The following is a 24,527-nucleotide window of genomic DNA, read 5'->3' as shown; positions in this document are numbered from 1 at the left end:
CGGCTCCCGGTCCGCCGGGCGATTCGCCGGCGCCCGCGCGAGCACGCCGGGACGGCCCCGGAGCCGACGCGGGCCTTCCCGGCCCGGGACGGGCCGGCCCGATTTGCCGTCCGCGGGCGAGGCGTTGGAGCACATCCGTCACTGAGAGACCGTCAACCGCCGTTTTGCCGCGCTTGTCGAAAACCATTCGACGCGCCTGTCGCGGTCGGCGATGATCGAAGCATGTTCCGGTACGCCTTCGTCCTCGCAGCATCCGCGGTCGCGGATGCTCCGAAGGCTGCCGTCCCGGTCCTCCTCGCCACGGTCGACGGCGCCCGAAGCTGACCCTCCCCGGATCGTCCGGCGGACCCCGCAGGGGGAGGGTCGGTCTTCTCCCGGGGTCCCCGCGTCACACCTATCAGGCTTCGAGGTACAGCCATGCCCAAGACGGCGTACGCACGCACCAAACCGCATCTGAACATCGGCACGATGGGCCACGTCGACCACGGCAAGACCACCCTGACCGCCGCCATCACCAAGGTCCTGGCCGAGCGGGGCACCGGCACGTTCGTGCCCTTCGACCGCATCGACCGCGCGCCGGAGGAGGCCGCGCGCGGCATCACCATCAACATCGCGCACGTCGAGTACGAGACGGACACCCGGCACTACGCGCACGTGGACATGCCGGGTCACGCCGACTACGTCAAGAACATGGTCACCGGGGCCGCGCAGCTCGACGGGGCGATCCTCGTCGTCTCCGCGCTCGACGGGATCATGCCGCAGACCGCCGAACACGTGCTGCTCGCCCGGCAGGTGGGCGTCGACCACATCGTCGTCGCGCTCAACAAGGCGGACGCGGGCGACGAGGAGCTCGTCGACCTCGTCGAACTGGAGGTCCGCGACCTGCTCACCGAGCAGGGCTACGGCGGCGACGCGGTACCCGTCGTGCGCGTCTCCGGGCTGAAGGCGCTGGAGGGCGACCCCCGGTGGACGGCCTCGATCGAGGCGCTGCTCGACGCGGTGGACACCTATGTGCCCATGCCGGAGCGGTATCTGGACGCGCCGTTCCTGCTCCCGGTGGAGAACGTGCTCACCATCACCGGCCGCGGCACCGTCGTCACCGGCGCCGTCGAGCGCGGCACCGTCCGCGTGGGCGACCGGGTCGAGGTGCTGGGCGCGGGTGCGCAGACGGTGGTCACCGGCCTGGAGACCTTCGGCAAGCCGATGACCGAGGCGCAGGCCGGGGACAACGTGGCGCTGCTGCTGCGCGGTGTCCCGCGTGACGCGGTCCGCCGCGGCCACGTCGTCGCGGCGCCCGGCAGCGTCACACCCCGGCGGCGCTTCACCGCGCGGGTGTACGTGCTCTCGGCGCGCGAGGGCGGCCGTACGACACCGGTGTCCACCGGATACCGGCCGCAGTTCTACATCCGCACCGCCGACGTGGTCGGTGACGTGGACCTCGGCGAGGTCGCGGTCGCACGGCCCGGTGACACCGTCACGATGACGGTGGAACTGGGGCGCGCGGTGCCCCTGGAGCCGGGGCTCGGCTTCGCCGTCCGCGAGGGCGGCCGGACCGTCGGCGCGGGCACGGTGACCGCCGTCGAGTGAGGGGACCGCGGTGAGCGGGGGACCGCGTGGCCGGGAGCCGGCCGCGCGGTCCCACCCGGCCCGCCGGGGATCCGCACCGGCACAATGGACCCGTGAGCGAGTCCGATTCCATACCCGTCACCCGCGCCGTCGACCACGGGAGCGCGAAGCTGATGCCCGACGTCGACCGCGCACGGGCCTGGCTGCTGACCGTCGACGGTGCGCCGCAGTCCTACGTCGACCTGGACGACCCCACCCACCTGGAGTTCGAGTACGCGCGCCGGCTCGGACACGTCCTGGACACCCTCGCCCGGCCGGGCCGTCCGCTGGACGTGCTGCACCTGGGCGGCGGCGCGCTCACGCTGCCCCGGTACGTCGCCGCGACCCGCCCCGGCTCGCGCCAGGACGTCGTCGAGGCCGACCGGGGCCTGCTGGAACTGGTCGCGGAGCACCTTCCGCTGCCCCACGGCGCCGGTGTCGCGCTGCACGCCGCCGACGCCCGCGCCTGGCTGGAGACCGCCCCCGCCGACTCGGCGGACGTGCTGATCGCCGATGTGTTCGGCGGCTCCCGGATCCCGGCGCACCTCACGTCCCTGGCCTACGCCAGGGAGGCGGAGCGTGTGCTGCGCGCCGACGGCGTCTACCTCGCCAACCTCGCCGACGCCACGCCCTTCGCCTTCCTGCGCTCCCAGATCGCCACCTTCGCCGCGGTCTTCGCCGAACTGGCGCTGATCGCCGAACCGGGCGTGCTGCGCGGCCGGCGCTTCGGCAACGCGGTGCTGATCGCCGCGCACCACCCCGTGGACACGGCCGCGCTGGCCAGGCTCACCGCCGCCGACGTCTTTCCCGCCCGCGTCGAACACGGCCCCGGTCTGCGCCGGTTCACCGGGTCCGCCGTCCCGGTCCGGGACGCGGACGCCGTACCGTCGCCCGAGCCGCCGGGCGGGGCGTTCGGGATCGGCTGACCCGGGGTCAGCCGGTGGGCGTCCCGTGCAGCCGGACCGTGCCGAGGATCTTCATGATGGTCGCCTCGGGAACCTCCTCGCGGACGCCCTTGGCGCCGAAGAAGTTCCAGGACACGAAGTCGCCGGCGGAGTTCTTGAAGCCGAAGGTGAGCGCCTTGCCGTCGCTCGCGCACTTGCCCTTCATCGGCGTGTTCGTCGACCGGGCCCAGGCGATGCTGCCCTGGACGCCCGACGTCGTCCTGTAGGGCTTGGCCTTCTGGTCGAAGGTGAGGCTCTTCTTGTCGGGCTGGGTGTACCCGCCGTAGATCCACCAGGCGACGGTGTTCACCGCGACCTCGTCGGTGTTCTTCGCGCCGTCGGCGCCCTTGCTGCCCACCGCCGCCAGCGAGGTGTCCTCCGTGCGGCCGTCCTTGTCGTCGTCGGAGGTGCACCACTTCGACTTGTACTCGGCCGTGCCGGACATGTAGGCGACGGGCTTGCCCGTCTTGTCGTCCTCGAAGGCGATGCCGAGACCGGGAGCCTTCACCTCCCAGTCCGCCGGCACGTCGAAGGCGATGCCCCACTTGGGGTTCACCACGACCTTCCAGCCCGCGATCTGCGGCTTCTCCGTCTCCATGCCGCGCGGGTTGTCCTGCGGCGCCGGGGTGCCGTTCCCGGTGGACGCAGGCGCCGAACCGGTCGGGCTCGCCTTGTGGTCGTCCTTGCCGCCGTCCGCCTTGTCGTCCTTCTTCCCGCCGAGGACCAGGAACCCGGTCACACCGGCGGCCACGACCACGGCCGCGGCGGCGATGATCGCGACGAGCTTCGTCCGGTTCCCGCCTCCGGTGCCGCCGCCACCGGGGCCCTGCTGCGGCTGCGGCGCCCCCGCCGGGCCCGCCTGGCCCCACTGGGGCTGCTGCGGCTGTTGCCCGTAGGGACCGGGCTGCTGCCCGTACGGTCCCTGCTGCCGGCCGTAAGGGCCGGGCTGCTGGTAGCCGGGCTGCTGATAGGGATTCGGCTGCTGATAACCCGGCTGCTGGTACGGGTTGTTCTGCGGGTTCTGCTCGCCCCCGGGCGGCTGCTGTCCTGGCCACATGGGCAGTAACCCTAGCGGCGCGGGGGACACGATCGGGTCACCGGATCTTGTCAGGGACGCACCGGAAGACCGGGGACGCCGGTGCGGCGCCCGCTCTGGTCAGCTTAGCTACTCACTAGTAACCTTCGGCTCATGAGCGCAGACCAGATGTCGATCGGCGAGATGCTCGCCGCCACGGTGCCGATGGTCCGGACCCTGAACCTGGAGTACCTGGAGACCACTCCCGAGCGGGCGGTGCTGTCCCTGCCGGACCAGGAGGAGTACCGCAACCACGTCGGCGGACCGCACGCCGGAGCGATGTTCACGCTCGGGGAGTCGGCCAGCGGCGCGATCGTCCTCGCCGCCTTCGGCGACCAGCTCTCGCGGGCGGTGCCGCTGCCGGTGAACGCCCAGATCGCGTTCAAGAAGATCGCCCTCGGCCCGGTCAAGGCCACCGCGACCCTCGGCCGTCCCGCCGCCGAGGTGGTCGCCGAACTCGACGCGGGAGTCCGCCCGGAGTTCCCGGTGACCGTGCGGATCCAGCGCGAGGACGGCGCCGTGACGACCGAGATGACGGTCGTGTGGACGCTTCGGCCGAACAACTGAGTGCCGTTCGGGGCACGGTGAGGCCCTGAGGCCGGGCGGGGCCTGGGCGGCGGGCCGGTCCGAGGCGCCCGCCGCCCGGAACCGCCGCGTCGTGACCTCGCCCCCGCGCCTCGCCCGCGCGCGTCGCACCGTCCCGCGCGGCATGGGAGCCGCCGGTCCGTCCGGTGATCCGGTTCCCCGCGTGGCGTCCCGGTCCCGCGCTCGGTGTCCGGTTGTCCGCGTGGCGTCCCGGGGCCTCGTCCGGTGGTCCGGTCGCTACGCGGCGATCCGCCGCCCCGGGGCGGCGCCGTCGCTCTCCGCCGCCGCGACGAACTCCTTGAGCCAGGAGAGGAACGCGGGCCCCAGGTCCGGGCGGTCGCAGGCCAGCCGGACGACCGTACGCAGATAGTCCGCCTTGTCCCCGGTGTCGTAGCGCGGGCCGTCGAACACGACGCCGTGCACCGTGCCGCCCGCGGCCAGTTCCTGGAGGGCGTCGGTCAGTTGGATCTCGCCGCCGCGACCGGGCCGGGTGCGTTCCAGGACGCCGAACACCTCGGCGTCGAGGACGTAGCGGCCGATCACGGCGTAGGAGCTCGGCGCGTCCTCGCGCGCCGGCTTCTCGACCAGGCCCGTGACGCGTACGACGCCGTCGTCGCCGGTCGGTTCCACGGCCGCGCAGCCGTAGAGGTGGATCTGCGCCGGGTCGACCTCCATGAGGGCGACCACGCTGCCCGCGTGCTGGTCACGGACCTCCAGCATGCGGCTCAGCAGGGTTTCGCGCGGGTCGATCAGGTCGTCGCCGAGGAGCACGGCGAACGGCTGGTCACCGACGTGGTGGCGGGCGCAGAGCACGGCGTGACCGAGGCCGAGCGGTTCGCGCTGGCGGATGTGGTGGATGGCCGCGAGGCGCGCGGGGGCGCGCACGGCGTCCAGCCGCACGGTGTCCCCCTTGGCCGCCAGTGCCTGCTCCAGTTCGAAGGCGTGGTCGAAATGGTCCTCGATCGCCCGCTTGTGACGGCCGGTGACCATCAGGATGTCACCGAGCCCCGCTGCCGCCGCCTCCTCGACGACGTACTGGATGGCAGGCTTGTCGACCACCGGCAGCATCTCCTTCGGCGTCGCCTTCGTCGCCGGCAGGAACCGGGTGCCGAGCCCGGCGGCCGGGATGACGGCCTTGCGGACGGAACGGGCGGTGTGGGCGGCGCCGGCGGTGCGGACGGCGGGCGCCGACGTGAGAGCGGGCGCGGACACTGGTGCGGAACCGGGGTTGATCATGCCGGTCATGCTGGCCCGCCGGGATGAGAGCGAGCCCGGAGGCACATGGGAGTGCGCTGTGGGACGGGGAGGCACGGGCCGACGACCGGATCCTCCCCGCTCGCTCCCCGCGCCTTCGGGGAGCGCCCCGGAGGCGGCGCCGTCCGTCCGGATCAGGCCGGGATCCCCGCCCGGGCCCGCACGGACCCTCCGGCCCGGCCCGACGGCCGCCGCCCCCGCGGACCGAACCGGTAGGCTTCCCGGGAGGGCGCGTCCTCGCGGCGCTTCCGGGAACGCATGGGCGCGAGACGGGGAGGAACCGGCGGTGCACGTCCAGGAGTGGCTCGACACAGTACCCGCGGCCGCTGTCTACGCCGTGGTGGCGCTGGTCATCGGTCTGGAGAGCCTGGGCATCCCACTGCCCGGCGAGATAGTCCTGGTCTCCGCCGCGCTGATGTCCTCCCAGCACTCGGAGATCAACCCCTTCGTGCTCGGCGCGTGTGCCGTGGTCGGCGCGGTGGTCGGCGACTCGATCGGCTACGCCATCGGACGCAGGGGCGGCAGGCCCCTGCTCGCCTGGCTCGGGGCTAAGTTCCCCAGGCACTTCAGCGAGGGACATGTCGCCACCGCCGAGCGCTCCTTCCAGAAGTGGGGCATGTGGGCCGTGTTCTTCGGCCGCTTCGTCGCCCTGCTCCGCATCTTCGCCGGCCCGCTCGCCGGCGTGCTGCACATGCCGTACTGGAAGTTCCTGATCGCCAACGTCCTCGGCGGCATCTGCTGGGCGGGCGGCACGACGGCCGTCATCTACTACGTCGGTGTCGTCGCCGAGTCCTGGCTGAAGAAGTTCTCCTACCTCGGCCTGGTGGTGGCCGTGCTCATCGGCCTCGCGTCGATGCTGGTGATCAAGCGCAAGGCGAAGAAGGCGCAGGCCGCCCACCCGAAGACCGAGGAACCGGAGCCGGTCCCCGCCGGGGAGTAGCACCGCCCCCCAGCGGACGGACGCCGAGCGGACGGACGCCGAGCGGGACGGCCCGCGCGCGGGGGCGGCCGGGTCGGCTCGGTATGGCTCTCGCGCGCAGGGGCGGCCGGTCCGTGCGGGCCGCGTCCTCCGACGCCCGCACGCCGCGGCGTCCTCCTACTCGTGGACCTCGCGGTGCGCCGTCGCCAGCTCCGCGTACATCGTCCCGTTCAACGTGATTCCCTGACGCTCCTCCTCCGTCAGCTCCCGCCGGACCTTGGCCGGCACGCCCGCCACGAGCGACCCCGGCGGCACCCGCATCCCCTGCGGAACCAGAGCCTGCGCGGCCACCAGCGATCCGGCGCCGATCACCGCGCCGTTCAGCACCGTGGCCCCCATGCCGATCAGGCAGTCGTCCTCGACCGTGGCGCCGTGCACCACCGCGTTGTGCCCGACGGACACCCGCTCGCCCACGCCGACCGGGAAGCCCGGGTCGGCGTGCAGCGTGCAGTTGTCCTGGATGTTGCTGCTCGCGCCGACGGTGATCCGCTCGACGTCGCCGCGCAGCACCGCGCCGTACCAGACGCTCGCGCCCGCGCCCAGCGCGACGTCACCGATCACCGTGGCCGTGGGCGCCACGAACGCCTCCTCGTCCACCTGCGGCTCCCGGCCGCCGATGCCCGCGATCAGCGCCTTGTGCGTCATGCTCGTCCTGCCTTTCACTGCCTTCAGGGCCACGGTCTCCCGGCACCGTACGTCATCCCGTGGGGTGAAGATCACAGGCGTCGGGCCGCTCGGGTCCACCGCGGGCTGAGTACGGTGAGCGGGTGCCCAAGCGCAAGAACACGTTCTCATCCTGGCGGCGCCGCCTCGCGCAGCGCGCCGTCCACGCGGGCTGGGCCTGGGTGCAGCGCACGGGCTCGGTGACGGCGGAGCACCCCGGGCGCCTCCGCTTCGGCGCGATGGGAACGGGGACCCGGCTCGCCTTCCCGATCGGCACGGTCTTCGGCGAGCCGTGGATCCACCTCGGCGCGTACTGCATCGTCGGTGAGCAGGTCACGCTGACCGCCGGTCTGATGCCCGACCTGGACCTCGGCCCGGAGCCCATCCTGCGCATCGGCGACGGCGTCGTCCTCGGCCGCGGCAGCCACGTCATCGCCGACACGACGGTCACCATCGGCAGCGACTGCTATTTCGGACCGTACGTCTACGTGACCTCCACCAACCACTCCTACGACGACCCGCACCAGCCCATCGGCAAGCAGTGGCCGCGGATGGAGCCGGTGGAGATCGGGCCCGGATGCTGGATCGGCACCGGGGCGGTGATCCTGCCCGGCGCCCGCGTCGGCCGGAACGTGGTGGTCGCGGCCGGTGCGGTGGTCCGCGGCGAGGTGCCCGACCACGCGGTCGTCGCGGGGGCGCCCGCGCGGGTCGTACGCCGCTGGACGCCCGCCGAGGGCTGGCAGCCGCCGCTGCGGACACCGGCCCCGGTGCCGATACCGGACGGCGTCACGCCCGAGCAGTTGCTGGCCCTGGCGGACCTGGACGAGGAGAGCGTGGCCCGGCTGGCCGAGCTGGACGAGCCGGACCCCGCGCACCTCGGGGCCGCGAACCGGCCGGCCGGCCCGGACCTCGCCGGGCTGGAGACGGAGGGCTGAGCCGCTCCGGCGGTGACCGGCCGCGCCGCCCGGCCGTCGGCGGACCCACCCGTGCGACGACCGCTTGCCGTACGGGGGTCCGGGCCGTCTGCCGTACGGGGGTCCGGCCGCCGCCGTACGGCGGTCCGGGCGGTCTTCTCCCGTGCGGGAGCCGGATGCCGTCTGCCGGCTGTTGCCGGTCGGGAGCCGCGGGTCGTCCGCCGCTCAGCCGGTCGCGAGCAGCAGGGTGCCCAGCAGGGCCAGTCCCGCTCCGGCCGTCTGCACCGCCCGGAGCCGTTCACTGAGGAAGCCGCGGGCGGCCAAGGCGGTCACCACCGGATAGAGCGAGGCGAGCACCGCGGCCACGGTGACCGGGCCGTGCTGGGCGGCGACCGAGTACGTGCCGTTGGCCGCGACGTCCGCCAGGCCGACGAAGGCGAGCGTCGGCAACGCGGCCCACGGGAAGCCGCCCGCCGGCAGCACCTGAGCGCCCCGCCGCGCGGAGGCGTACAGTACCGCGCCGCCCGCGAGCACGTTGGTCACACGCTGGACGAAGAGCGCGAGGAACAGCCCCGTGACGGTGGTCGACGCCTCGGCGATCAGGGCGAACACCGTGCCGAAGCCGAGCGCCGCGACCAGTGTCAGCCAGATGGTCCGCCGCTGCACGGCCGCGCCCCGCGACCGCGGCCCGCCGGCCAGCACGACCCCGGTGACGGCGACCGTGATGCCCGCGATCTGCAGCAGGCCCGGCCGCTCCCCGAGCACCAGGCCGACCCCGATGGGAACGGCGACGCTCAGTGTGGCGAGCGGCGACACCACGCCCATCGGCCCCAGGGCGAGCGCCTTGTAGAAGGAGAGCAGCGCCACCGGGCCGACCAGGCCCGCGGCGAACGCGAACCACAGGCGCGGGCCGGCCTCGCTCCACGCGCCGGTGGCCACCACGATCGCGCCCAGCACCACCGCGGCGATCGACTGGGAGACCACGACGACCGTCAGGGCCGGGTTGCGCCGGGTGAGCAGCCCGCCGCCGAAGTCGGCCAGCCCCCACAGGAGGCTGGTGGCCAGGGCGAAGAGTGCTGTCACGGGAGTCCTCGCAGTACAGTTCGGTGAACGATCGGGTGCAACTCACCGTAGTTCAATGAAATTGACTCTGTCAGCCAAAATATTGGACGGAATGTGTCGGACCTCGACCTGCTGACCCAGTCCCTGGCGCGCAACGTCAAGCGCTGGCGCGCTGATCGCGGCTTCACGCTGGACGCGCTCGCCGCCCGTGCGGGGGTCAGCCGCGGCATGCTCATCCAGATCGAGCAGGCCCGCACCAACCCCAGCCTGGGCACCGTCGTCAAGATCGGTGACGCGCTCGGCGTCAGCATCACCAGCCTGCTCGACTACGAGCAGGGCCCGAAGGTCCGGATCGTCCCGGCCGACCGGGCCGTCCGGCTCTGGCACACCGACGCCGGCAGCTACAGCCGGCTGTTGGCGGGCGGCGAGGCGCCGGGCCCGCTGGAGATGTGGGAGTGGCGTCTGATGCCAGGCGAGGGCAGCCCCTCCGACCCGCACCCGGGCGGAACCTTCGAACTGGTCCACGTCACGGCCGGCGAGCTGACGCTCACGGTGGACGGAGTGGAGTACCGCGTGCCCGCGGGCGCGAGCGTGTCCTTCGAGGCCGACACCCCGCACATCTACGCGAACACCGGTGACACGCCCATGGAGATGGTGATGGCGGTCTCGGTCCCAGCCGTGCAGTGAGACGCCCGGCCGGACCGCGTCGCGCCACTGTTAGCGTGCGGGCATGCGCGCACCCATCGGAGACTTCGAGCGGGCCACTCCCGCCCCCGACTGTCTCGGCGAACTGATCGGCCCGGTCGCCGAGGCCGTACGTCACTGGCGCGGCGGCGTTCCCGTCGACCGGATCCTGTACGTCGACAGCGACCCGCAGTGGGCCGACACCGCCGTCTTCGTCGAGCACTACGGCCGTGACCTGCTCCAGCGGTCCGCGAACTGTGTGGTGGTGGCCGGCAAGCGCGGCGGTGAGACCAGCCTGGCCGCCTGCCTGGTGCTGTCCACCACCCGCGTCGACGTCAACGGCGTCGTCCGCCGTCGTCTCGACGCCCGCAAGGCCTCGTTCGCGTCGATGGAGGCGGCCACGGGGGAGACCGGCATGGAGTACGGCGGCATCACCCCGATCGGCCTGCCCGGGAGCTGGCCGCTCCTGGTCGACTCCGCCGTCGTCGACCTGCCGTACGTCCTGGTCGGCAGCGGCCGGCGGCGCGGCAAACTCCTGGTGCCGGGCAAGGCGTTGGCGGAACTGCCGGGAGCCGTGGTGCTGGACGGGCTCGGAGTCTGACCCCCGGAACCGGACCAGGACCGCCGGGCGCCACGGACACCTGGTGCCGCGACAGGCCGTGTCCGCCCCGCCGCGACGCCCGGCACGTCTTCACCGAGCTCTTCGAGCGGGCCCCACTCGCCGCACCGGCCGGAAGCCCGAGGACGTCCGGTACGGGGACGTCCGGTAGGGGGCTTCCGGTCGGCACTCCGCCGAGCAGCTCTTCGAGCGGGGGCCCGGAGCACGCACCGGACGCCGCTCCTTCACGGCCGAACGTTCGCTTGCCGCGGCGCTGGCCCAGGCGGGGGACTTCGATCGCCGGCAGCGGTCCATGACCATGTCGAGCCCCGCGGCCCGGGTGCGTGCGTAGGCGTCCTCGTCGACGACGCCCAGCTGGAACCAGACCGCCCTGGCGCCCTTGGCCACGGCCTCGTCGGCGACCGGGCCGGCCAGTTCGCTGTTGACGAAGACGTCGACCACGCCCACCGGGACAGTTCCGGCAGGCACGATTCCGTACGGGTACGGACGTGGTGACGTTCCACTACCCGGCGCCGACGGACTAGCGGTACTGCGTCAACTCGACTACGTGCCCCTGGAGTCGGCCGAGGACTGAGAGCCAGGACGCCGAGCTCGTTACCGCGATGGTCGCAGTGGGCGGCGCCCGGGCGGAGAAGCAGATCCGTCAGCCCTCATGGCCCGACCGGGGAAGCACACTGGTCGGGGCCGTTCGGCCGGCGCGGACGGGCGGAGCTCTCAGCAGTTTTGGGTCCCTCTCACGTGTCCGGTTCGGCGAGCGGGACGCAGGTGAGCTTGTCAGGGCCGCGGATCAGCCGGATGGTGCTGATGGTGCCGTCCTCCGAATCGCGTCGCACGGTGGCCGATCACTCCCAACTGGCGCGGCACCGAATCGCACTACCAAGCTAGGGCACTCCCGACCTATTGCCCTGCTGTTGGCGCTCGTCCTGGACGTCCCGTGAAGATTGTCTCCACGCCGAGTTAATCTGCCGTGGTGCATGACGAGTACGACGGGCTGGACCCTGTAGCGCGCAAGGAAGCTGCGATCGCCAGGGAGCGGGAGCGCCTGGCGAGGGTGGAGCAGCGGCGAGAAGCGCGGGGGCAGTCCAGGTTCAGCGGGTTCGTCCGCCGTAAGTGGGGCTGGCTCGGCGTCAGGGGAGACGATGAAGCGATCGCCGCGGCGGTGAAGACCGCTGAGGGCCTTGCTGTTGCTGAGGGGCTCTCGGATGATGTCCGGGTAGTGCTGCAGGAGGCGGCCGGGGGGAAGCCCGACCGCGAGCGGTTGTTGCCGGCGGTCCGAGATGCCCTGGGGCGGCTGTCTCCGGATGCCGTGCTTGAGGTCCTGCGCGTCCTGTGGGCGGCCCGCATACCCTGGTTGACCGAGCCGGGCATGACGCGGCTGGAGGTTGTGTGCTCCACCGCGGCCTCGCGCCTGCTCACCGGTGGGTCCCGTGCCGTTTCGGGCGGGCCGGCCTTCTCGCTCTTCGCTGCTGCCTGCACCCAGGGTGCGGTGCCTGTGCCGACTCGGCATTTCTCCGATGTGCTGCCGTGGGCGCCGCTCAGCGTGCTGGACGACCTGATCGACCGCGGCGGTCTGTTGCCTGAGGACATGCCCTGGGAGGACCGCTCTCCCTCGGACGCGCTCTATCTCCGCGCGCGCCTGGCTCCCCAAACCGTTTCACGGGAAGAGGCGCAGTCCCTCCGCTGGGACGAATACAGGCGCCGGGAGGCATTCCTGGAGAGAGACAGCCTCGAGAGGCGGGATCCCGCCGACCTCTGGGACCTCCTGCTCGACCTCACCATGGACGGGGACGTGTCCGGCATCTCCGAGCTGGACCTGTTGCTACCGCGCAGGGAGCAGATCCTTCTACGAGACATCAGGTCGGGTGCCTTCAACGGCGAGTGGCCAACCGAGATCCTCCGCGACCGCGGGCTCTGGCTGCTGATGGCGACTTTGTGGAAGCCGAAGTCCCTCGTCAACCCCCACCTCAGCGAATTCCATGCCCTGGTGGCGTTGAACCGAGCGTACGACCTCCTCAAGGACGGACGCACCCAGGAGGCGGTCGAGCAGGCCGAACGCTTCGAGAAGGGGAAGATCGGGCTGAAGGCCGACGCCGGTATTCGGCAGGAGGCACTCAACATCCGCACGTACGTGGCCGCCCTCCCGAACACCGCGCCCGCGCTGGCCCAGGCGGAAACGCTGGCCCAGGAAGCGGTGACCCTCGGATCTGAGGCACAGCGCAACCTGGACCTCATCCATGCCTGGCAGGCCACGCGGAAGAACGAGCGTGGATCGGCCACCAATCCGTTCATCGACCTTGGGCTGGACCACGGCTCGTTCCGATGGGAGAAGCAGGCCCGTGACCTGTTCCGGCGGGCCGAGGGCGACAACGTGAGGCAGGCGCAGATCAACGCTGCGGAGGAACGAATCAGGTCCGCGGAGGTGACCGATGCGCGCTTCTCGGTGTTCTTCTGCCTTCCGCTGGACCCTGACCGCTATCTGATGCCGGACGCTGTTCCCGTTTCGCTGGTGCCGCCGGTACCCCCGCTCGAACGCCGCACGTCTGAGGTGACGAGAGCCGAACTCGACGGGATCAGGGCCCGAGCGGCCATTGAACTCCTCGAAGATCTGCGGACGACGCCGCCGCGGCTCGACCGTCACAGCAGTTCCTCCTGAGCACCGAACTCCCCCTACCCACACGCCCTGAGGTACCAGCGCCATGCCAAAGCCTTCCCATAAGAAGTCAGCCCCTGCGAAGTCGAACAAGTCCGACCGCCCGGGCCGGCCCTGCCCCGCCTGTGGGGGTATCCAGCCTGGAGCCGCCGCCAGGGTGAAGAGCCGTAAGCCCACGGGAACGCTGCGTCGCGAGCTACGCGCCCGTGAGAGGGCGGAAACGCAGGCACAGGCCAAGTCCGCGCCGCAGCCGACCGTGGCTGTGCCGGTCTGCCCGCACGACCCTGTCGACGCTCCCGGTCTCATCAAAGGCATCGTGGCCCGCCTCCAGGAATCGGCGGCGGAGGGTTCAGGCGCGCCCTCGCCTGCGGCCGTGCGCAAGGCCGTGCTGGACGAGTTCAGGACGAGGGCGACGTTTGCTGGGCGGCTGGCCGAGATCGACGCCCTCCTCTGGGCACAGAGCGGCAACGTGGGGCAGACAGTCGAGGCGACCATGGCGGACCACCTGGCCGCCCTCGGGATACGCCGGGTCGAGGTGCCAGGGGGCAGCGACACCGAGGCGTTCGTGGTGACCGAAGGGCAAGGCGAAGCCTTTGAGCTTCTCCGGCCGGCGTACATCGACACCATGACCGGAAAGCTCATCCTCGCCGGTCAGCTGAAACGAGTGCCGGGGGGTATCGTGCAGGGTATTTCTGGAGGGGAAGCATGACGGCCACCGGTATCGACTTCGGGACGACCAATTCCGTAGCCGCCCAGTGGAACGGTGAGTATGTCGAGGTTCTGGAGTTGGGCAGCCAGGGACTGGACGCGACCTGGAACCGTCCGGGCTTCGAGCGGCTTTACCCCTCCGTCGTCGGTACCAGCTCCCTACGGTCGGGTGCGCTCTTCGGCTGGGAGGCCAAGCTCCGGTCCGAGCAGGCCGTCGAGGCGTGCAAGCGCATGCTGCGCGAGGAGCCGCTGGTCACTATTGGCGGGCAGAGGTTCGCCGCGACCACCGCCGCGGCGGGCGTCTTCCGGTCCATGGCGCGCGCTGCCGAGGAGGAGGCCACCGACCTTCGGGAGGCAGTTATCACAGTGCCCGCGAATGCCACCGGTGCGGCCCGCTTTCGTACCCGTGAGGCCGCGCGGGCGGCAGGCGTCAAAGTTCTGACCCTGCTCAACGAACCCACGGCCGCGGCGATCGCCCACTCGCACTATCTGAAGGAGGAGGGAGAGTTCCTGGTCTTTGACTGGGGCGGCGGCACCATGGACGCCACCCTGCTCCTCCACGACGACGGCTTCTTCGACGAGCGGGCCAGCCGCGGCGTGAACCGCTTGGGCGGGCTGGAGATCGACGAGAGGCTGCGCCGCATGATCCTGGAGCGCGCGCCGAAGAAGCGGACGTGGACGGCGTCGCAGGAGCGGCAGTTCCGGCTCGATGTCGAGCGCAGCAAGATTCTTCTCTCCGGCCAGGCATCGGTGCTGATCACCACTCCGGACGATGTCTCCGTGGAGATCGGCCAGGACGAGTTCTCCGACGAGATCCAAGACCTGATCGACCTGGCCCTGGCTCCCGTGGAGCAGTGCCTCGAGCACGCGCGCCTCGATCCGAGCCAGCTCAAGGGCGTGCTGATGATCGGTGGCAGCAGCCAGATCCCCGCCGTGCGGGCCGCTGTCTCCGAGTTCCTCGACTACGAGCTGGTCGACACCGAGATGTGCAATCCGATGACCGCGGTCGCGGAAGGGGCTGCCATCTGCGCGGCCTCGATCGCCGGTGAGCTGGACAGCGTGATTCGTGTTGTCAACACTCACGCACTGGGAACGATCACTACCGTCCCGGGCAAGGGGCGGCAGTTCAGCACCCTCATCGAGCGCAACATGCGGCTGCCACAGCAGCGCACCAAGACGTACGAACCGACCAAGGCGAACGTCTCCGAGCTGACCGTCGAGGTGTGGGAGGGAGCCGCCGACCGGCCGGTGAACCACCCGGACAACGTCAAGTTGACCGAGCTCCAGTTGGTCTATCCGGAGTCTCTGCAGGAGAAGAGTGACGGGGTCTTCGACCTGGAATTCATCTACAGCAAGGAGGGGCTGCTCTCCGTCAACGCCAAGCTGCAGAAGACCGGGAAACCGGTCCTGAGCGGCGAGGTGAAGGTCTTCGGAGAGGGAGTCGTCGAGCCTGAGGTGGCCGCCGAGTTGGAGCGGCTCTGCAACCTGCGGACGGCCGCGCGGCCGGTGCCGAAGCCGACACACCCGCAGAAAGCGTCCGCCCCAGCCGCCGTGACGCGCTCGGCACAGCCGAGCGACACGGGGCCGCTGGTCGTGGACGGTTCCAACCTGGCTTGGAACGGTCGCCTGCCTGCCTCCCAGGGTGGTAAGCCGAGCTTCGCCGCGTTGCAGGCGGCGATCCGTTCGCTACGGTTCAAGCACCCGCATCGGGACATCCACGTCGTCGTCGATGCCACGCTGCGGCATCAAGTGAGTGAGGCGGAGCGGCCAATCGTGGAGAAGGCCATCGCGGACGGTGAAGTCGTCCAGCCGCCAGCAGGCACGGAGGGCCGGGGGGATGCTCTCGTCATCAGCATCGCGGAGGAGATCGACGGTGTCATCATCTCCAACGACAACTTCACGCCGTTTCAGAGGGCCAACCCCTGGCTGCTGGACAAGGGGCGGGTCATGGGGGCGACGCACTCACGGGAGGTGTGGGTGTTCAACCCACGGAAGCCGAACGCCGCTACGCCGCGGGCCCGCGGCTGACACTGGAGGCTCCGTGCAGATGCGGAGTGCCCCGGCCGCCATCTCCGGGGCACCCGATGCGCACAGTGCCACAGGGCGGACGACAATGCGCCGCGCCAGTGGACGTGACCAGCGACGTCGCGGATAGCGGGTGGCTTCTCGCACCGGATCATAGATGCGGTCGACTGTGATGCGATAAGGAGGCGGGGGGAAAGTAGTCCGTCTTGTTGACCGCTTGCGCCCTCAGTTCGAAGCCGCGGAGCTCCATGATGCGACACGCCCTCGACACCACCCAGCGCCCCGCAGCCCGCCGACGGTGCGGGGACCACGATCGGGCGCGTCACCCAGGCCAGCGCCGGAGTTGATCGGGCCGCGCAGGCGGTACCCCCTGTACCGCCGGTCCCGCCGGTCACGCCAGCCGGTTCAGGGGTGCACCCGTCGGCTGGGAAGACCCCGTCCCGTGGCAGGAAGTGGCTCACCCACGGCACGACCGCGTTCGTCGCGCTCTTCCTCGGAGTCGCCCTGGGCGGCAGCGGCGGCAGTGGGGACGGCGGCGGGAGCGACTCCGGGCTTCCGGACACCGTCGCCGCGACCTCGGCCGCTCCCGCCCCGACGGTCACCGAGACCGTGACCGCAGAGCCCGGGCTGGCCGGGCCCGGCTCCTCGGGCACTGACCGGCCCCGGGCCCTCCGGTCCGGACACCATACGGGGCGGCCGAGCTGCACCGGAAGCTGGGCGTATCTCAGGGGCGGACTCGCTGTCACGAAGCGGTTCTGATAGATGTTTTCACTGGGTACGGGCGACTGACGTGTCGCCCGTAGCGGTGCCGGGGAGTGCCGCGGGGAAGGACGCACATGAGCACCACCACACGTGGGGAAGTCATCGCCCTCGAGCAGAAGGCGGTGGACCACGCGTACGACTGCTACGAAGCGCGGCTGGCCGAGATGAGCGGGAACTCCGCCGCGACGGCCTCGGCGAGTGGCAAGGACAGCGTCACCGTCCGCAAGGCAGCGGAGAAGCAGGCCGCGGCGTATGGGGGACTCAACAACGAGGCCCTCGTTTTCGCGAGGGTTGACGCTCCCGAGGAGCCGGGGCAGAAGCCCCGCCCCTGGTACATCGGCCGTCGTGGCGTGCGGGACAAGGACAGCGAGCCGGTGGTGCTGCTCTGGACCAGCCCGCTGGCGGACAAGTGGAACAAGGCGCTGCCCGAGAAGCCGGGGGATGTGATCTTGCGTCGGCGGCTGCAGTGCGTGCGGCGTGTCGTCGAGGGCTACTTCGACGAGATCGCCGCCACCCAGCCCTCCGCCGTTCCGGCTCGTGCTAGCGTCCCCACTCCCACGCGGACTCCGAAGCCGCGGCCGACGGCCGACGAACGGGCCGGGACGGAAAGGCCGCAGGAGTCGGACATGGCCGCTCCGCCGGCACCGGCCCCCGAATCGACCCCGACATCGGCCCCGGAACCGGTGCCGGAAGAGGTCGCCGAGCCCGGCGGCCCACGGCCCGGGCGGCGCCCGTCTGCCCCCACGCCGGGTGACATGGCGCGTATCCGGCGGCGCAAGCCGCTCCAGCCGGACGAGTTGCTGCTGCGCGAGCTGCAACGTTCGCGCAGGGGCCGGATGCGCGACATCGTCGAGACGATCCGCCGCGACCAGATGGACCTGGTGACGGGTTCCCCGACCGACATTCTCGTTGTGCAGGGTGGCCCGGGCACCGGCAAGTCCGCGGTCGGTCTGCACCGGGTCACCTGGCTGGTCAACAACAACCACTTCAAGGCCCAGGACATCCTCGTGATCGGCCCTCACCAACGGTTCCTGGACTACGTCGGCCAGGTGTTGCCCACTCTCGGCACGAGGGACGTCAACGCCGTCCAGTTGTCCCGTCTCTGGGACGCCGACACGCCTGGCACCGACGCCGCACAGGCGCGCCGGGTGAAGTCGGACGAGCGGATGGCGGCCGTGCTGCGGAACCGCGTCGAGACCGAGTTCCGGCCCGAGGTCCTCGACGACCTCACCACGGCCCCAGCCTTCGAGGGTGACGAGCCCGCCGTCACGGTCACCGCCGCCGGCACGACCCTGCGCGTCCCGCGCTCCGAGGTCCTCGACCTACTCACCGCCGCCCAGGATGGCGGCGGCCCGTACCGGCAGCGCAGGGACCGCTTCCGCACCCTGTTCGTCGACCTCCTCCTGCGCGAACTCACGGACATCGCCCCCCGCCGCGCCCAGTCGCCCACCATCCGTCGGGACTTCGAGCGTAACCGCCGGGTGGGACTGCTCGTCGAACGGATCTGGCCGTCCCCGAGCGCAAGGCAGGCCCTGCGCAGCCTGTACGACTCTCCCGACCTGCTCCGGTCCTGCGCCGACGGCATCCTCGACGAAGACGAACAGGCCGTCCTGCACCGGCCCCGCGCCGCCACCGCCGATGCCGAGCCCTGGACCCTGGACGACCACGTCTGCCTCGAGGAGCTCGAATTCCTCATCAGCGGCGAAGTCCCCCCGCGCTACGGGCACATCGTCGTCGACGAGGCCCAGGACCTCACGCCGATGCAGGCACGCGCCCTGCGCCGCCGCTGCGCGGCCGGGGGCTCGATGACAGTCCTCGGCGACCTGGCCCAGGCCACCGGCCCGCATATCCACACGAGCTGGGAGCCCCTCGGTACGCTCCTGTCCGACCACGGCGACTGGCGTGTCGCCGAGCTGACCACCAGCTACCGCGTGCCCGCGGAGATCATGGAGTTCGTCGCTCCGCTCGCCCGCGCGGTCGCCCCCGGCCTGCCCTACCCGCAGGCGGTGCGCGAGGTGGGCGGGGACGCCGTACGCATCATGGCGACCGAACCGTGGAAGCTTCTCGAGGACACCGTCACCCACGTGACGCACCTCGTCGGTTCCAGCGACGACGGGAACAACCTGCGTTCCATCGCCGTCATCGTCCCCGACGACTCCACCTGGCTGGACGAGATCACCCGCCTCCTCGACGAGAGCGACGACCTCACCGGCCCCTGTCGCGAGGCGGTCTCGGTGCTGGCCGCCGCGCAGGCCAAGGGCATGGAGTACGACCACGTCCTGGTCCTGGAGCCGGCCACCATCGCCGCCCGCGGCCCGGTTGGCCTGCGCCAGCTCTACATCGCCCTCACCCGCAGCACGCAGACCCTTACCGTGCTGCACACCTCGCCGCTTCCGGAGGCCCTCACGAACACTGTCCCTTCCGCTGCCCCCGCCGGAATCACCAGCTCCTCTCGCGCCGAGGTCCGGCCGGACGACGAGGCCGCGGTCCCGGAGATCGGCACGGACGTCCGGGTGAAGGTCGTCGGCCCCGGCCCCGGCGGCCGCTACAAGGTCACCGCCCTGGCCCCAGCCCTGGACCGCCCAATGATGCTCACGGTCCGGCACGGCTCCACCCCGCCCCGCACCGGCGACGAGCTGGATTGCTGGGTGTTCGCCAACGAGACCAACCAGACCGTGCTCACCACCGACGAGCGTGGCCGCATGACGATCTCGCCGACCATGGCACCCCGCTACATCGCGGCCCTGGGCATACTCGACGAGCTGGTGTCGGACACGGGCGGCGAGCCGCAGAACGCCCGCGCCCGCCTATCCGAGCTGAAGGGCATGGCCAACCGCATCCTCCGCCGCGACCAGGCGGACTGGGTGGACGTACGACGCGTCCTCGGCTCGCCGGACAGGCAGCGGTTGAGCCTCCTGCGCGATCTCGCCGCCGGCACCCACCGGGCACTCAAGGACGGCACTCTGGACATCGCCGCCCTCCGGGACCAGCTCTCGGGCTCCGGCTGGGCCGACGCCCTCGTCGAGGCACGCGAGACCCTCTGCGTCCGCATGGACGGCGTCACACCCACAGCCCCGGAAGAGGCACCCGGCACCGCTCTCGCCGCTGAGCAGCAGCCCGAGCAAAAGGAGACCGAACCTGTGTCCGCCTACGGAACAGCGGCCACCGCGCCCGCCGCCACCTCCGAGACCGTGGAGCAGTCCGCTCTGCTCCAGGCGCTGGAGGCCTGGGCCACGGCCGACCGCACCTGCAAGAAGCACGAGGCGGTCCGCCACGCCCTGAAGTCGGCCCTGTTGTGGGCGGACCTCGAACCGGTGGACTCCCCGGTCGTCGACGTCAGTTGCGTCACCGACCAGGGAATGCGCCTGTACGAGGTTCTGGGCGCGGGCCGCTCGGCCTACCAGGACCTACGGGAGGGAGCGACCCGTCTCCTCGAGATCGACCACACGCTGCCGACCTCGGCCACCGGCCGTTACCTCGTCCTGTGCGAACCCCCTGCCGAGGACTGGGCCGCCGACGCTGTCCGTGACATCTTCACCGTTCACGTCCTGTGGCGTACCCCGGACGGCTGGGGCGGCGAAGAAGTCGGCACGGCGCTCGGCGGGTGACCCGTTCGTTCGCTGTTCCGGCAGCACCGACGTGCCGGGGGAGCGTCGGCGCTTGAACCGGCGCGGGCGCGCCAGGCGGTCGCGTACAGCGACTGGAAGAACGCGCGAACCTGGTCACGGGTCCAGACGTAGCCCCGTTGGAATTCCGCAAGGGCGATGTCCCCGGAATCGATTTTGTGCAGGATCTGCGACATTTGCATGCCGCGCCTCTTCGAGCGGCCCGCCGGTTCTCACCGGGGCTGTCCGATCGGGGGGTTCCTCACCTGGAGCACCAAGAAGGGCGATCAGCCCGTCCCCGCGACCCTAGTGTCAGCACGAGTCGGCCGCCACGCCCGCCGCCCGAGGCCGCCCCCCTATGGCGCGCCCGACCACCGCCCGTCCCATCCCCGGAGCCGTCCTGCCCGCCTGGGTCCCCCTCCTCGAGATCGCCGACCGCGACATGGCGCCAGGCACCGACGCCCTTGGCGATAGGGCTGCCGCTCGACCCCGTGGGCCCCTAACTCACGGACTTGTACTCGATCGCCGGACAACGGTTCATGACCATGTCGAGGCCGGCGGCGCGGGTGCGTTCGTAGGCGGCTTGGTCGACCACGCCGAGCTGGAACCAGACCGCCTTGGCGCCGATGGCAACGGCTTCGTCTGCGATCTGGCCGGCGGACTCGCTATTCACGAATACATCCACGACATCGACTTCAAAGGGAATCGCACTCAAGGAGGCATAGCCCTGCTCTCCGTGTACTGTCTCCGCCTTCGGGTGAACGGGGACAATCCGCTTGCCGTGGCGCTGCAAGGTTTCAGCAACGCCATACGCCGCGCGCCCCTCGTTCGAGGAGAGTCCAACGATCGCCCACGTGTCGCCAAGTTCGGTGAGAATCTTCCGAACCGATTCTGCCTGGCTGTCCATCCCGGCCTCCTGTCCCCGACATCTGGACTGTGGACAACACCTCTCGGCCCTCAATCATTCCTGCGCGGGCGACCTCTCAGAAGATCGAGGAAGCCTCGTGAGCCGTGCAGGTCCATGCCGCCAGGCACGGGCCACCTCCTGCCCCAGGTGGTTCGGTTGCACGGGGCACCGATGCAGACGGTCAGTCAGTTCTCCCAGACAGTGGAGGTACCCAACCGTCGCGTGCCTTCCTCGCAGTCCGGCCACTTCCTGGTGGGCGACGACCCGCCCTCTGCGCCGTCACCTACGCACTTCCAGCAGGCAGGGGCAGACAGTGGCGACCCGCGACGCTCTCGGGCTGTCCCGGTCCGAGCGCGCTGCTACGGCCGGCCGGAGCGCGGCGCGGGGGCCGGTCCCGGGCCCCTGTTCCGCCCGTCGCGGGGGCCCCGGGCCCGGGGCCCGGTCGCGTTCTCCTGCCCCGAATGTGCGGCACCCGCCTGCGCGCCGCCCGTGGGCCGCCTACGCTCGGGCCGTGCTGCGCATCATCGACGCCCGAACCGGCGAACCCGTGGCCGCCGCCCCCGCCCGTCGCGGCCTGACCCGCATCGAGGCGCACGCCTCGGGCTGCGACGCCTCGGGCCTGCGCGTGCTCCTGGTCGCCGACCTCCTCGTCCGTGCCCTGGAACTGGGCGGTACGCCGGTGTGGGCCCTGCTGACCGGCGCCCGCGAGCAGGCTGAACTGCGAGCGGGCGCGGCGGCCCTGGGCATCCGTCCCTTCGAGGACAGCCGCGGCCTCGGCGCGGCGCTCGGCGAGGCGCAGGTCGTCCATGTGGCCGAGGCCGGCCGCGCGCCCGGGCCCGTGGCCAGCGGGCGCGGTGGCCCGGCGTCCCGCGACACCCCGACCGGCGGCGGTAGCGCGTCCAAGGACGTCTGGATCGCCGTCGCGCCCGTCGACGCGGCGGTGCCCGTCGCCCCGGCGGTCGACGAGGACCCCGCCGCCTGGCGGCTGGCGCTGCTCGCCCGCCCCCGCACCCTGCCCGTACGGCTCGACCGGGACACGCTCGACAAGGCCCACCGGACCCTCGCGCGCTGGCGCGGCGCGGTCGCCGACTGGGCGCGGCAGCCCTCCCGGCCGATCCCGGAGGATGTGCGCGGCCGCTTGCGCGACGCCTGGGAGCACGACCTGGACGCGCCGGCGGCCCTCCGCGTGCTGGACTGGGCCGGCGCCCGGCCGGACCTCGCCGACGGCGCCCGCTTCGAGACCTACGCCTACGCGGACCGGCTGCTCGGCCTGGACCTCACCCGGGACCTCGGACACTCGGCGTGATCACACGCGCGGGACGCCGCCCGGGACGGCGACGCCGCTGCCGGTCGGGCGCGGTCCGGGCCCGCGGAACCGGTCGGGAGCCGATGGCGGACCACCCGGACGACGGCGGCCCGCCGCAGCGGCTCCACGGCTGCCCGGCGCCGTGTCCGGCACCGACGGCGGCCCCGCGGCCCCCGCGCCTCCGCCGCACCTGCGGCCGGGCCGCCGCGGCGGCCCGCATAGGCTGGCCGGATGCAGGACGAGTACCGCACAGTCGCCCACGCGGGCGTGCACGAGACCGAGATCAACCGCTCCCGCTTCCTGTGCGCCCTCGCCCCGGCGGCCACCGAGCAGGAGGCCCAGGAATTCATCGCGGCGGTCCGCAAGGAGCACGCCGACGCCACGCACAACTGCTGGGCCTACGTCATCGGCGCCGACGCCGGCGTCCAGAAGGCCAGTGACGACGGCGAACCCGGCGGCACCGCGGGAGTGCCCATGCTCCAGATGCTGCTGCGCCGGGACATGCGCTACGTCGTGGCCGTCGTCACCCGCTACTACGGGGGCGTCAAACTCGGCGCCGGCGGACTCATCCGGGCCTACGGCGGAGCGGTCGGCGAGGCCCTGGACGCGGTCGGGACCCGCACGCGCAGGCGGTTCCGCATCGCCACGGTGACCGTCGACCACCAGCGGGCCGGCAAGGTGCAGAACGATCTGAGGGCGACCGGGCGCCAGGTGCGGGAGGTGAGCTACGGCGAGTCGGTCGCCATCGAGATCGGACTGCCGGACGCCGACGTGGCCGCCTTCCGCGCGTGGCTGGCGGACGCCACCGCGGGCACCGCCGGCCTCGAACTGGGCGGGGAAGCGTACGGCGACGCGTGAAAGCTCACGCGACAAGTGGGTGATTTCCGGCGTAACCGTTTCAAATCGCCGCGTCGGTGGCAGGGGGATGCGGGCGTAACCGCCCGTGCTGTCGGACCCGGCCGTTAGTCTTCGAGGATCATGAGGCTGCTGCACACTTCCGACTGGCATCTGGGTCGGGCGTTCCACCGGGTGAGCATGCTCGGCGCCCAGGCCGAGTTCATCGGTCACCTCGTGACGACCGTGCGTGAGCGCGGCGTCGACGCCGTCGTCGTCTCGGGAGACGTGTACGACCGCGCCGTGCCCCCGCTGGCCGCGGTCGAGCTGTTCGACGACGCCCTGCACCGCCTGGCCGACCTCGGTGTGCCCACGGTGATGATCTCCGGCAACCACGACTCCGCCCGCCGGCTCGGCGTCGGTGCGGGGCTGATCGACCGCGCGGGCATCCACCTGCGCACCGAGCCGGCGGCGAGCGGAACACCGGTGGTGCTGCGGGACGCCCACGGCGAGGTGGCCCTCTACGGCCTCCCGTACCTGGAACCGGCCCTGGTCAAGGACGAGTTCGCGGTGGAGAAGGCAGCCCACGAGACGGTGCTCGCCGCCGCCATGGACCGGGTCCGCGCCGACCTCGCCGCGCGCCCGACCGGCACCCGCTCGGTCGTCCTCGCCCACGCCTTCGTGGCCGGCGGGCAGGCCAGCGAGAGCGAACGGGACATCACCGTCGGCGGGGTGGCCGTCGTTCCCGCCGGCGTCTTCGACGGCGTCGACTACGCCGCCCTGGGCCATCTGCACGGCTGCCAGACGATCACCGAGCGCGTGCGCTACTCCGGCTCCCCGCTGCCCTACTCCTTCTCGGAGGCCGAGCACCGCAAGAGCATGTGGCTGGTCGACCTGGACGCCGACGGCTCGGTCACCGCCGAGCGCGTCGACTGCCCGGTCCCGCGCCCGCTCGCCCGGATCCGGGGCCGGCTCGAGGACCTGCTCGCCGACCCCGCCCTCGCCCGCCACCAGGAGGCATGGGTGGAGGCCACCCTCACCGACCCGGTCCGCCCGGCCGACCCGATGGCCCGCCTCACCGAGCGCTTCCCGCACACCCTCCACCTGGCCTTCGACCCCGACCGGGCCCCCGACGAGCCGGACGTCTCCTACGCTCGCCGGCTCGCCGGGCGCGGCGACCAGCAGATCGCGGAGGACTTCGTGGCCCACGTGCGCGGCGCCGGACCCGACGCCGGCGAACGGGCCGTGCTCCGGGAGGCGTTCGACGCGGTGCGCACGGACGAGACACGGCACGGGGCGACGCGGTGAGCCCGCGGGAGGGTGGCCGCGCCGAGCGGTCCGGCGCG

The 24,527-nt window shown here is 71.9% G+C and carries 19 protein-coding genes and 1 pseudogene; 14 read left to right on the top strand and 6 right to left on the bottom strand.

The genetic code is table 11. The features are described 5' to 3' along the window. The first annotated feature begins 417 nt into the window (after positions 1–417). Positions 418–1,587, top strand: coding sequence for an elongation factor Tu (tuf, locus tag ACF061_RS31945; RefSeq protein WP_392270482.1), 1,170 nt, complete (start codon positions 418–420; stop codon positions 1,585–1,587). A 152-nt stretch (positions 1,588–1,739) separates the two neighbouring features. Beyond that, the gene (locus ACF061_RS31940; protein WP_392270529.1) at positions 1,740–2,531 is read left to right on the top strand and encodes a spermidine synthase; all 792 of its coding nucleotides are present in this window, start codon (positions 1,740–1,742) and stop codon (positions 2,529–2,531) included. A 7-nt stretch (positions 2,532–2,538) separates the two neighbouring features. Here ACF061_RS31940 and ACF061_RS31935 read toward each other — a convergent pair whose 3' ends face one another. Further along, a complete protein-coding gene (locus ACF061_RS31935) occupies positions 2,539–3,606 on the bottom strand; it encodes a hypothetical protein (RefSeq protein ID WP_392270481.1) in 1,068 nt (355 codons plus the stop codon). Between the two features lie 147 nt (positions 3,607–3,753). On the opposite strand from ACF061_RS31935, the gene ACF061_RS31930 reads away from it, so the two are divergent. Further along, positions 3,754–4,191: a DUF4442 domain-containing protein gene (locus ACF061_RS31930; protein ID WP_392270528.1), complete on the top strand. Its 438-nt coding sequence runs from the start codon at positions 3,754–3,756 to the stop codon at positions 4,189–4,191. 255 nt (positions 4,192–4,446) lie between these two features. On the opposite strand, the gene galU is transcribed toward ACF061_RS31930, so the two are convergent. Further along, on the bottom strand, positions 4,447–5,445 hold the full coding sequence (gene galU / locus ACF061_RS31925) for a UTP--glucose-1-phosphate uridylyltransferase GalU (protein ID WP_392270480.1): 999 nt from the start codon (positions 5,443–5,445) through the stop codon (positions 4,447–4,449). Between the two features lie 304 nt (positions 5,446–5,749). On the opposite strand from galU, the gene ACF061_RS31920 reads away from it, so the two are divergent. Continuing rightward, a complete protein-coding gene (locus ACF061_RS31920) occupies positions 5,750–6,403 on the top strand; it encodes a DedA family protein (protein WP_392270479.1) in 654 nt (217 codons plus the stop codon). A 156-nt stretch (positions 6,404–6,559) separates the two neighbouring features. Here ACF061_RS31920 and ACF061_RS31915 read toward each other — a convergent pair whose 3' ends face one another. Beyond that, complete coding sequence (locus ACF061_RS31915) at positions 6,560–7,087, bottom strand: gamma carbonic anhydrase family protein (RefSeq protein ID WP_392270478.1); 528 nt, start codon at positions 7,085–7,087, stop codon at positions 6,560–6,562. 122 nt (positions 7,088–7,209) lie between these two features. Between ACF061_RS31915 and ACF061_RS31910 the strand changes: the two genes are divergently transcribed. Beyond that, a complete protein-coding gene (locus tag ACF061_RS31910) occupies positions 7,210–8,040 on the top strand; it encodes an acyltransferase (RefSeq protein WP_392270477.1) in 831 nt (276 codons plus the stop codon). A 204-nt stretch (positions 8,041–8,244) separates the two neighbouring features. On the opposite strand, the gene ACF061_RS31905 is transcribed toward ACF061_RS31910, so the two are convergent. Beyond that, the gene (locus ACF061_RS31905) at positions 8,245–9,102 is read right to left on the bottom strand and encodes an EamA family transporter (protein WP_392270476.1); all 858 of its coding nucleotides are present in this window, start codon (positions 9,100–9,102) and stop codon (positions 8,245–8,247) included. Positions 9,103–9,195: 93 nt separating this feature from the next. Here ACF061_RS31905 and ACF061_RS31900 point away from each other — a divergent pair, with 93 nt between their 5' ends. Both ACF061_RS31900 and ACF061_RS31895 read left to right on the top strand, forming a co-directional pair. Beyond that, a complete protein-coding gene (locus ACF061_RS31900) occupies positions 9,196–9,768 on the top strand; it encodes a helix-turn-helix domain-containing protein (protein WP_392270475.1) in 573 nt (190 codons plus the stop codon). 43 nt (positions 9,769–9,811) lie between these two features. After that, complete coding sequence (locus tag ACF061_RS31895) at positions 9,812–10,366, top strand: YbaK/EbsC family protein (protein WP_392270474.1); 555 nt, start codon at positions 9,812–9,814, stop codon at positions 10,364–10,366. A 274-nt stretch (positions 10,367–10,640) separates the two neighbouring features. Here the strand turns inward: ACF061_RS31895 and ACF061_RS31890 are convergent. Beyond that, a pseudogene (locus ACF061_RS31890) lies at positions 10,641–10,834 on the bottom strand (CoA-binding protein); the annotation flags it as partial. A gap of 520 nt (positions 10,835–11,354) precedes the next feature. On the opposite strand from ACF061_RS31890, the gene ACF061_RS31885 reads away from it, so the two are divergent. The 4 genes from ACF061_RS31885 to ACF061_RS31870 all read left to right on the top strand — a co-directional run bounded on the left by ACF061_RS31885 (position 11,355) and on the right by ACF061_RS31870 (position 20,137). Then, entirely contained in the window at positions 11,355–13,037 is a 1,683-nt protein-coding gene (locus tag ACF061_RS31885; protein ID WP_392270473.1) for a hypothetical protein, read from the top strand. A gap of 154 nt (positions 13,038–13,191) precedes the next feature. Beyond that, on the top strand, positions 13,192–13,743 hold the full coding sequence (locus tag ACF061_RS31880) for a hypothetical protein (RefSeq protein ID WP_392270472.1): 552 nt from the start codon (positions 13,192–13,194) through the stop codon (positions 13,741–13,743). Further along, on the top strand, positions 13,740–15,770 hold the full coding sequence (locus ACF061_RS31875) for an Hsp70 family protein (RefSeq protein WP_392270471.1): 2,031 nt from the start codon (positions 13,740–13,742) through the stop codon (positions 15,768–15,770). The genes ACF061_RS31880 and ACF061_RS31875 overlap by 4 nt, the downstream gene beginning before the upstream one ends. A gap of 833 nt (positions 15,771–16,603) precedes the next feature. Further along, on the top strand, positions 16,604–20,137 hold the full coding sequence (locus ACF061_RS31870) for a HelD family protein (RefSeq protein ID WP_392270470.1): 3,534 nt from the start codon (positions 16,604–16,606) through the stop codon (positions 20,135–20,137). 496 nt (positions 20,138–20,633) lie between these two features. Here ACF061_RS31870 and ACF061_RS31865 read toward each other — a convergent pair whose 3' ends face one another. Continuing rightward, on the bottom strand, positions 20,634–21,041 hold the full coding sequence (locus tag ACF061_RS31865) for a CoA-binding protein (protein WP_392270469.1): 408 nt from the start codon (positions 21,039–21,041) through the stop codon (positions 20,634–20,636). A 511-nt stretch (positions 21,042–21,552) separates the two neighbouring features. On the opposite strand from ACF061_RS31865, the gene ACF061_RS31860 reads away from it, so the two are divergent. From ACF061_RS31860 to ACF061_RS31850, 3 genes are all read left to right on the top strand, one after another. Further along, positions 21,553–22,347: a hypothetical protein gene (locus ACF061_RS31860; protein ID WP_392270468.1), complete on the top strand. Its 795-nt coding sequence runs from the start codon at positions 21,553–21,555 to the stop codon at positions 22,345–22,347. A gap of 231 nt (positions 22,348–22,578) precedes the next feature. Beyond that, on the top strand, positions 22,579–23,205 hold the full coding sequence (locus tag ACF061_RS31855) for a YigZ family protein (protein ID WP_392270467.1): 627 nt from the start codon (positions 22,579–22,581) through the stop codon (positions 23,203–23,205). Positions 23,206–23,325: 120 nt separating this feature from the next. Continuing rightward, positions 23,326–24,489, top strand: a complete 1,164-nt coding sequence (locus tag ACF061_RS31850) for an exonuclease SbcCD subunit D (RefSeq protein ID WP_392270466.1) — start codon at positions 23,326–23,328, stop codon at positions 24,487–24,489. The last annotated feature ends 38 nt before the right edge of the window (positions 24,490–24,527 follow it).

Source organism: Streptomyces sp. NPDC015220 (genome assembly GCF_043079345.1).
Taxonomy (GTDB): domain Bacteria; phylum Actinomycetota; class Actinomycetes; order Streptomycetales; family Streptomycetaceae; genus Streptomyces.
Note: the sequence above shows the minus strand (reverse complement) of the source record. Positions and strands in the feature narration are given on the sequence as shown.

Excerpts from the sequence above, each read along its gene's own strand:
- ACF061_RS31865 (WP_392270469.1), bottom strand. The coding sequence starts at position 21,041 with ATGGACAGCCAGGCAGAATCGGTTCGGAAGATTCTCACCGAACTTGGC.
- ACF061_RS31875 (WP_392270471.1), top strand. The coding sequence starts at position 13,740 with ATGACGGCCACCGGTATCGACTTCGGGACGACCAATTCCGTAGCCGCC.
- ACF061_RS31915 (WP_392270478.1), bottom strand. The coding sequence starts at position 7,087 with ATGACGCACAAGGCGCTGATCGCGGGCATCGGCGGCCGGGAGCCGCAG.
- tuf (WP_392270482.1), top strand. The coding sequence starts at position 418 with ATGCCCAAGACGGCGTACGCACGCACCAAACCGCATCTGAACATCGGC.
- ACF061_RS31855 (WP_392270467.1), top strand. The coding sequence starts at position 22,579 with ATGCAGGACGAGTACCGCACAGTCGCCCACGCGGGCGTGCACGAGACC.
- ACF061_RS31930 (WP_392270528.1), top strand. The coding sequence starts at position 3,754 with ATGTCGATCGGCGAGATGCTCGCCGCCACGGTGCCGATGGTCCGGACC.
- ACF061_RS31850 (WP_392270466.1), top strand. The coding sequence starts at position 23,326 with ATGAGGCTGCTGCACACTTCCGACTGGCATCTGGGTCGGGCGTTCCAC.
- ACF061_RS31870 (WP_392270470.1), top strand. The coding sequence starts at position 16,604 with ATGAGCACCACCACACGTGGGGAAGTCATCGCCCTCGAGCAGAAGGCG.
- galU (WP_392270480.1), bottom strand. The coding sequence starts at position 5,445 with ATGATCAACCCCGGTTCCGCACCAGTGTCCGCGCCCGCTCTCACGTCG.
- ACF061_RS31895 (WP_392270474.1), top strand. The coding sequence starts at position 9,812 with ATGCGCGCACCCATCGGAGACTTCGAGCGGGCCACTCCCGCCCCCGAC.
- ACF061_RS31935 (WP_392270481.1), bottom strand. The coding sequence starts at position 3,606 with ATGTGGCCAGGACAGCAGCCGCCCGGGGGCGAGCAGAACCCGCAGAAC.
- ACF061_RS31940 (WP_392270529.1), top strand. The coding sequence starts at position 1,740 with ATGCCCGACGTCGACCGCGCACGGGCCTGGCTGCTGACCGTCGACGGT.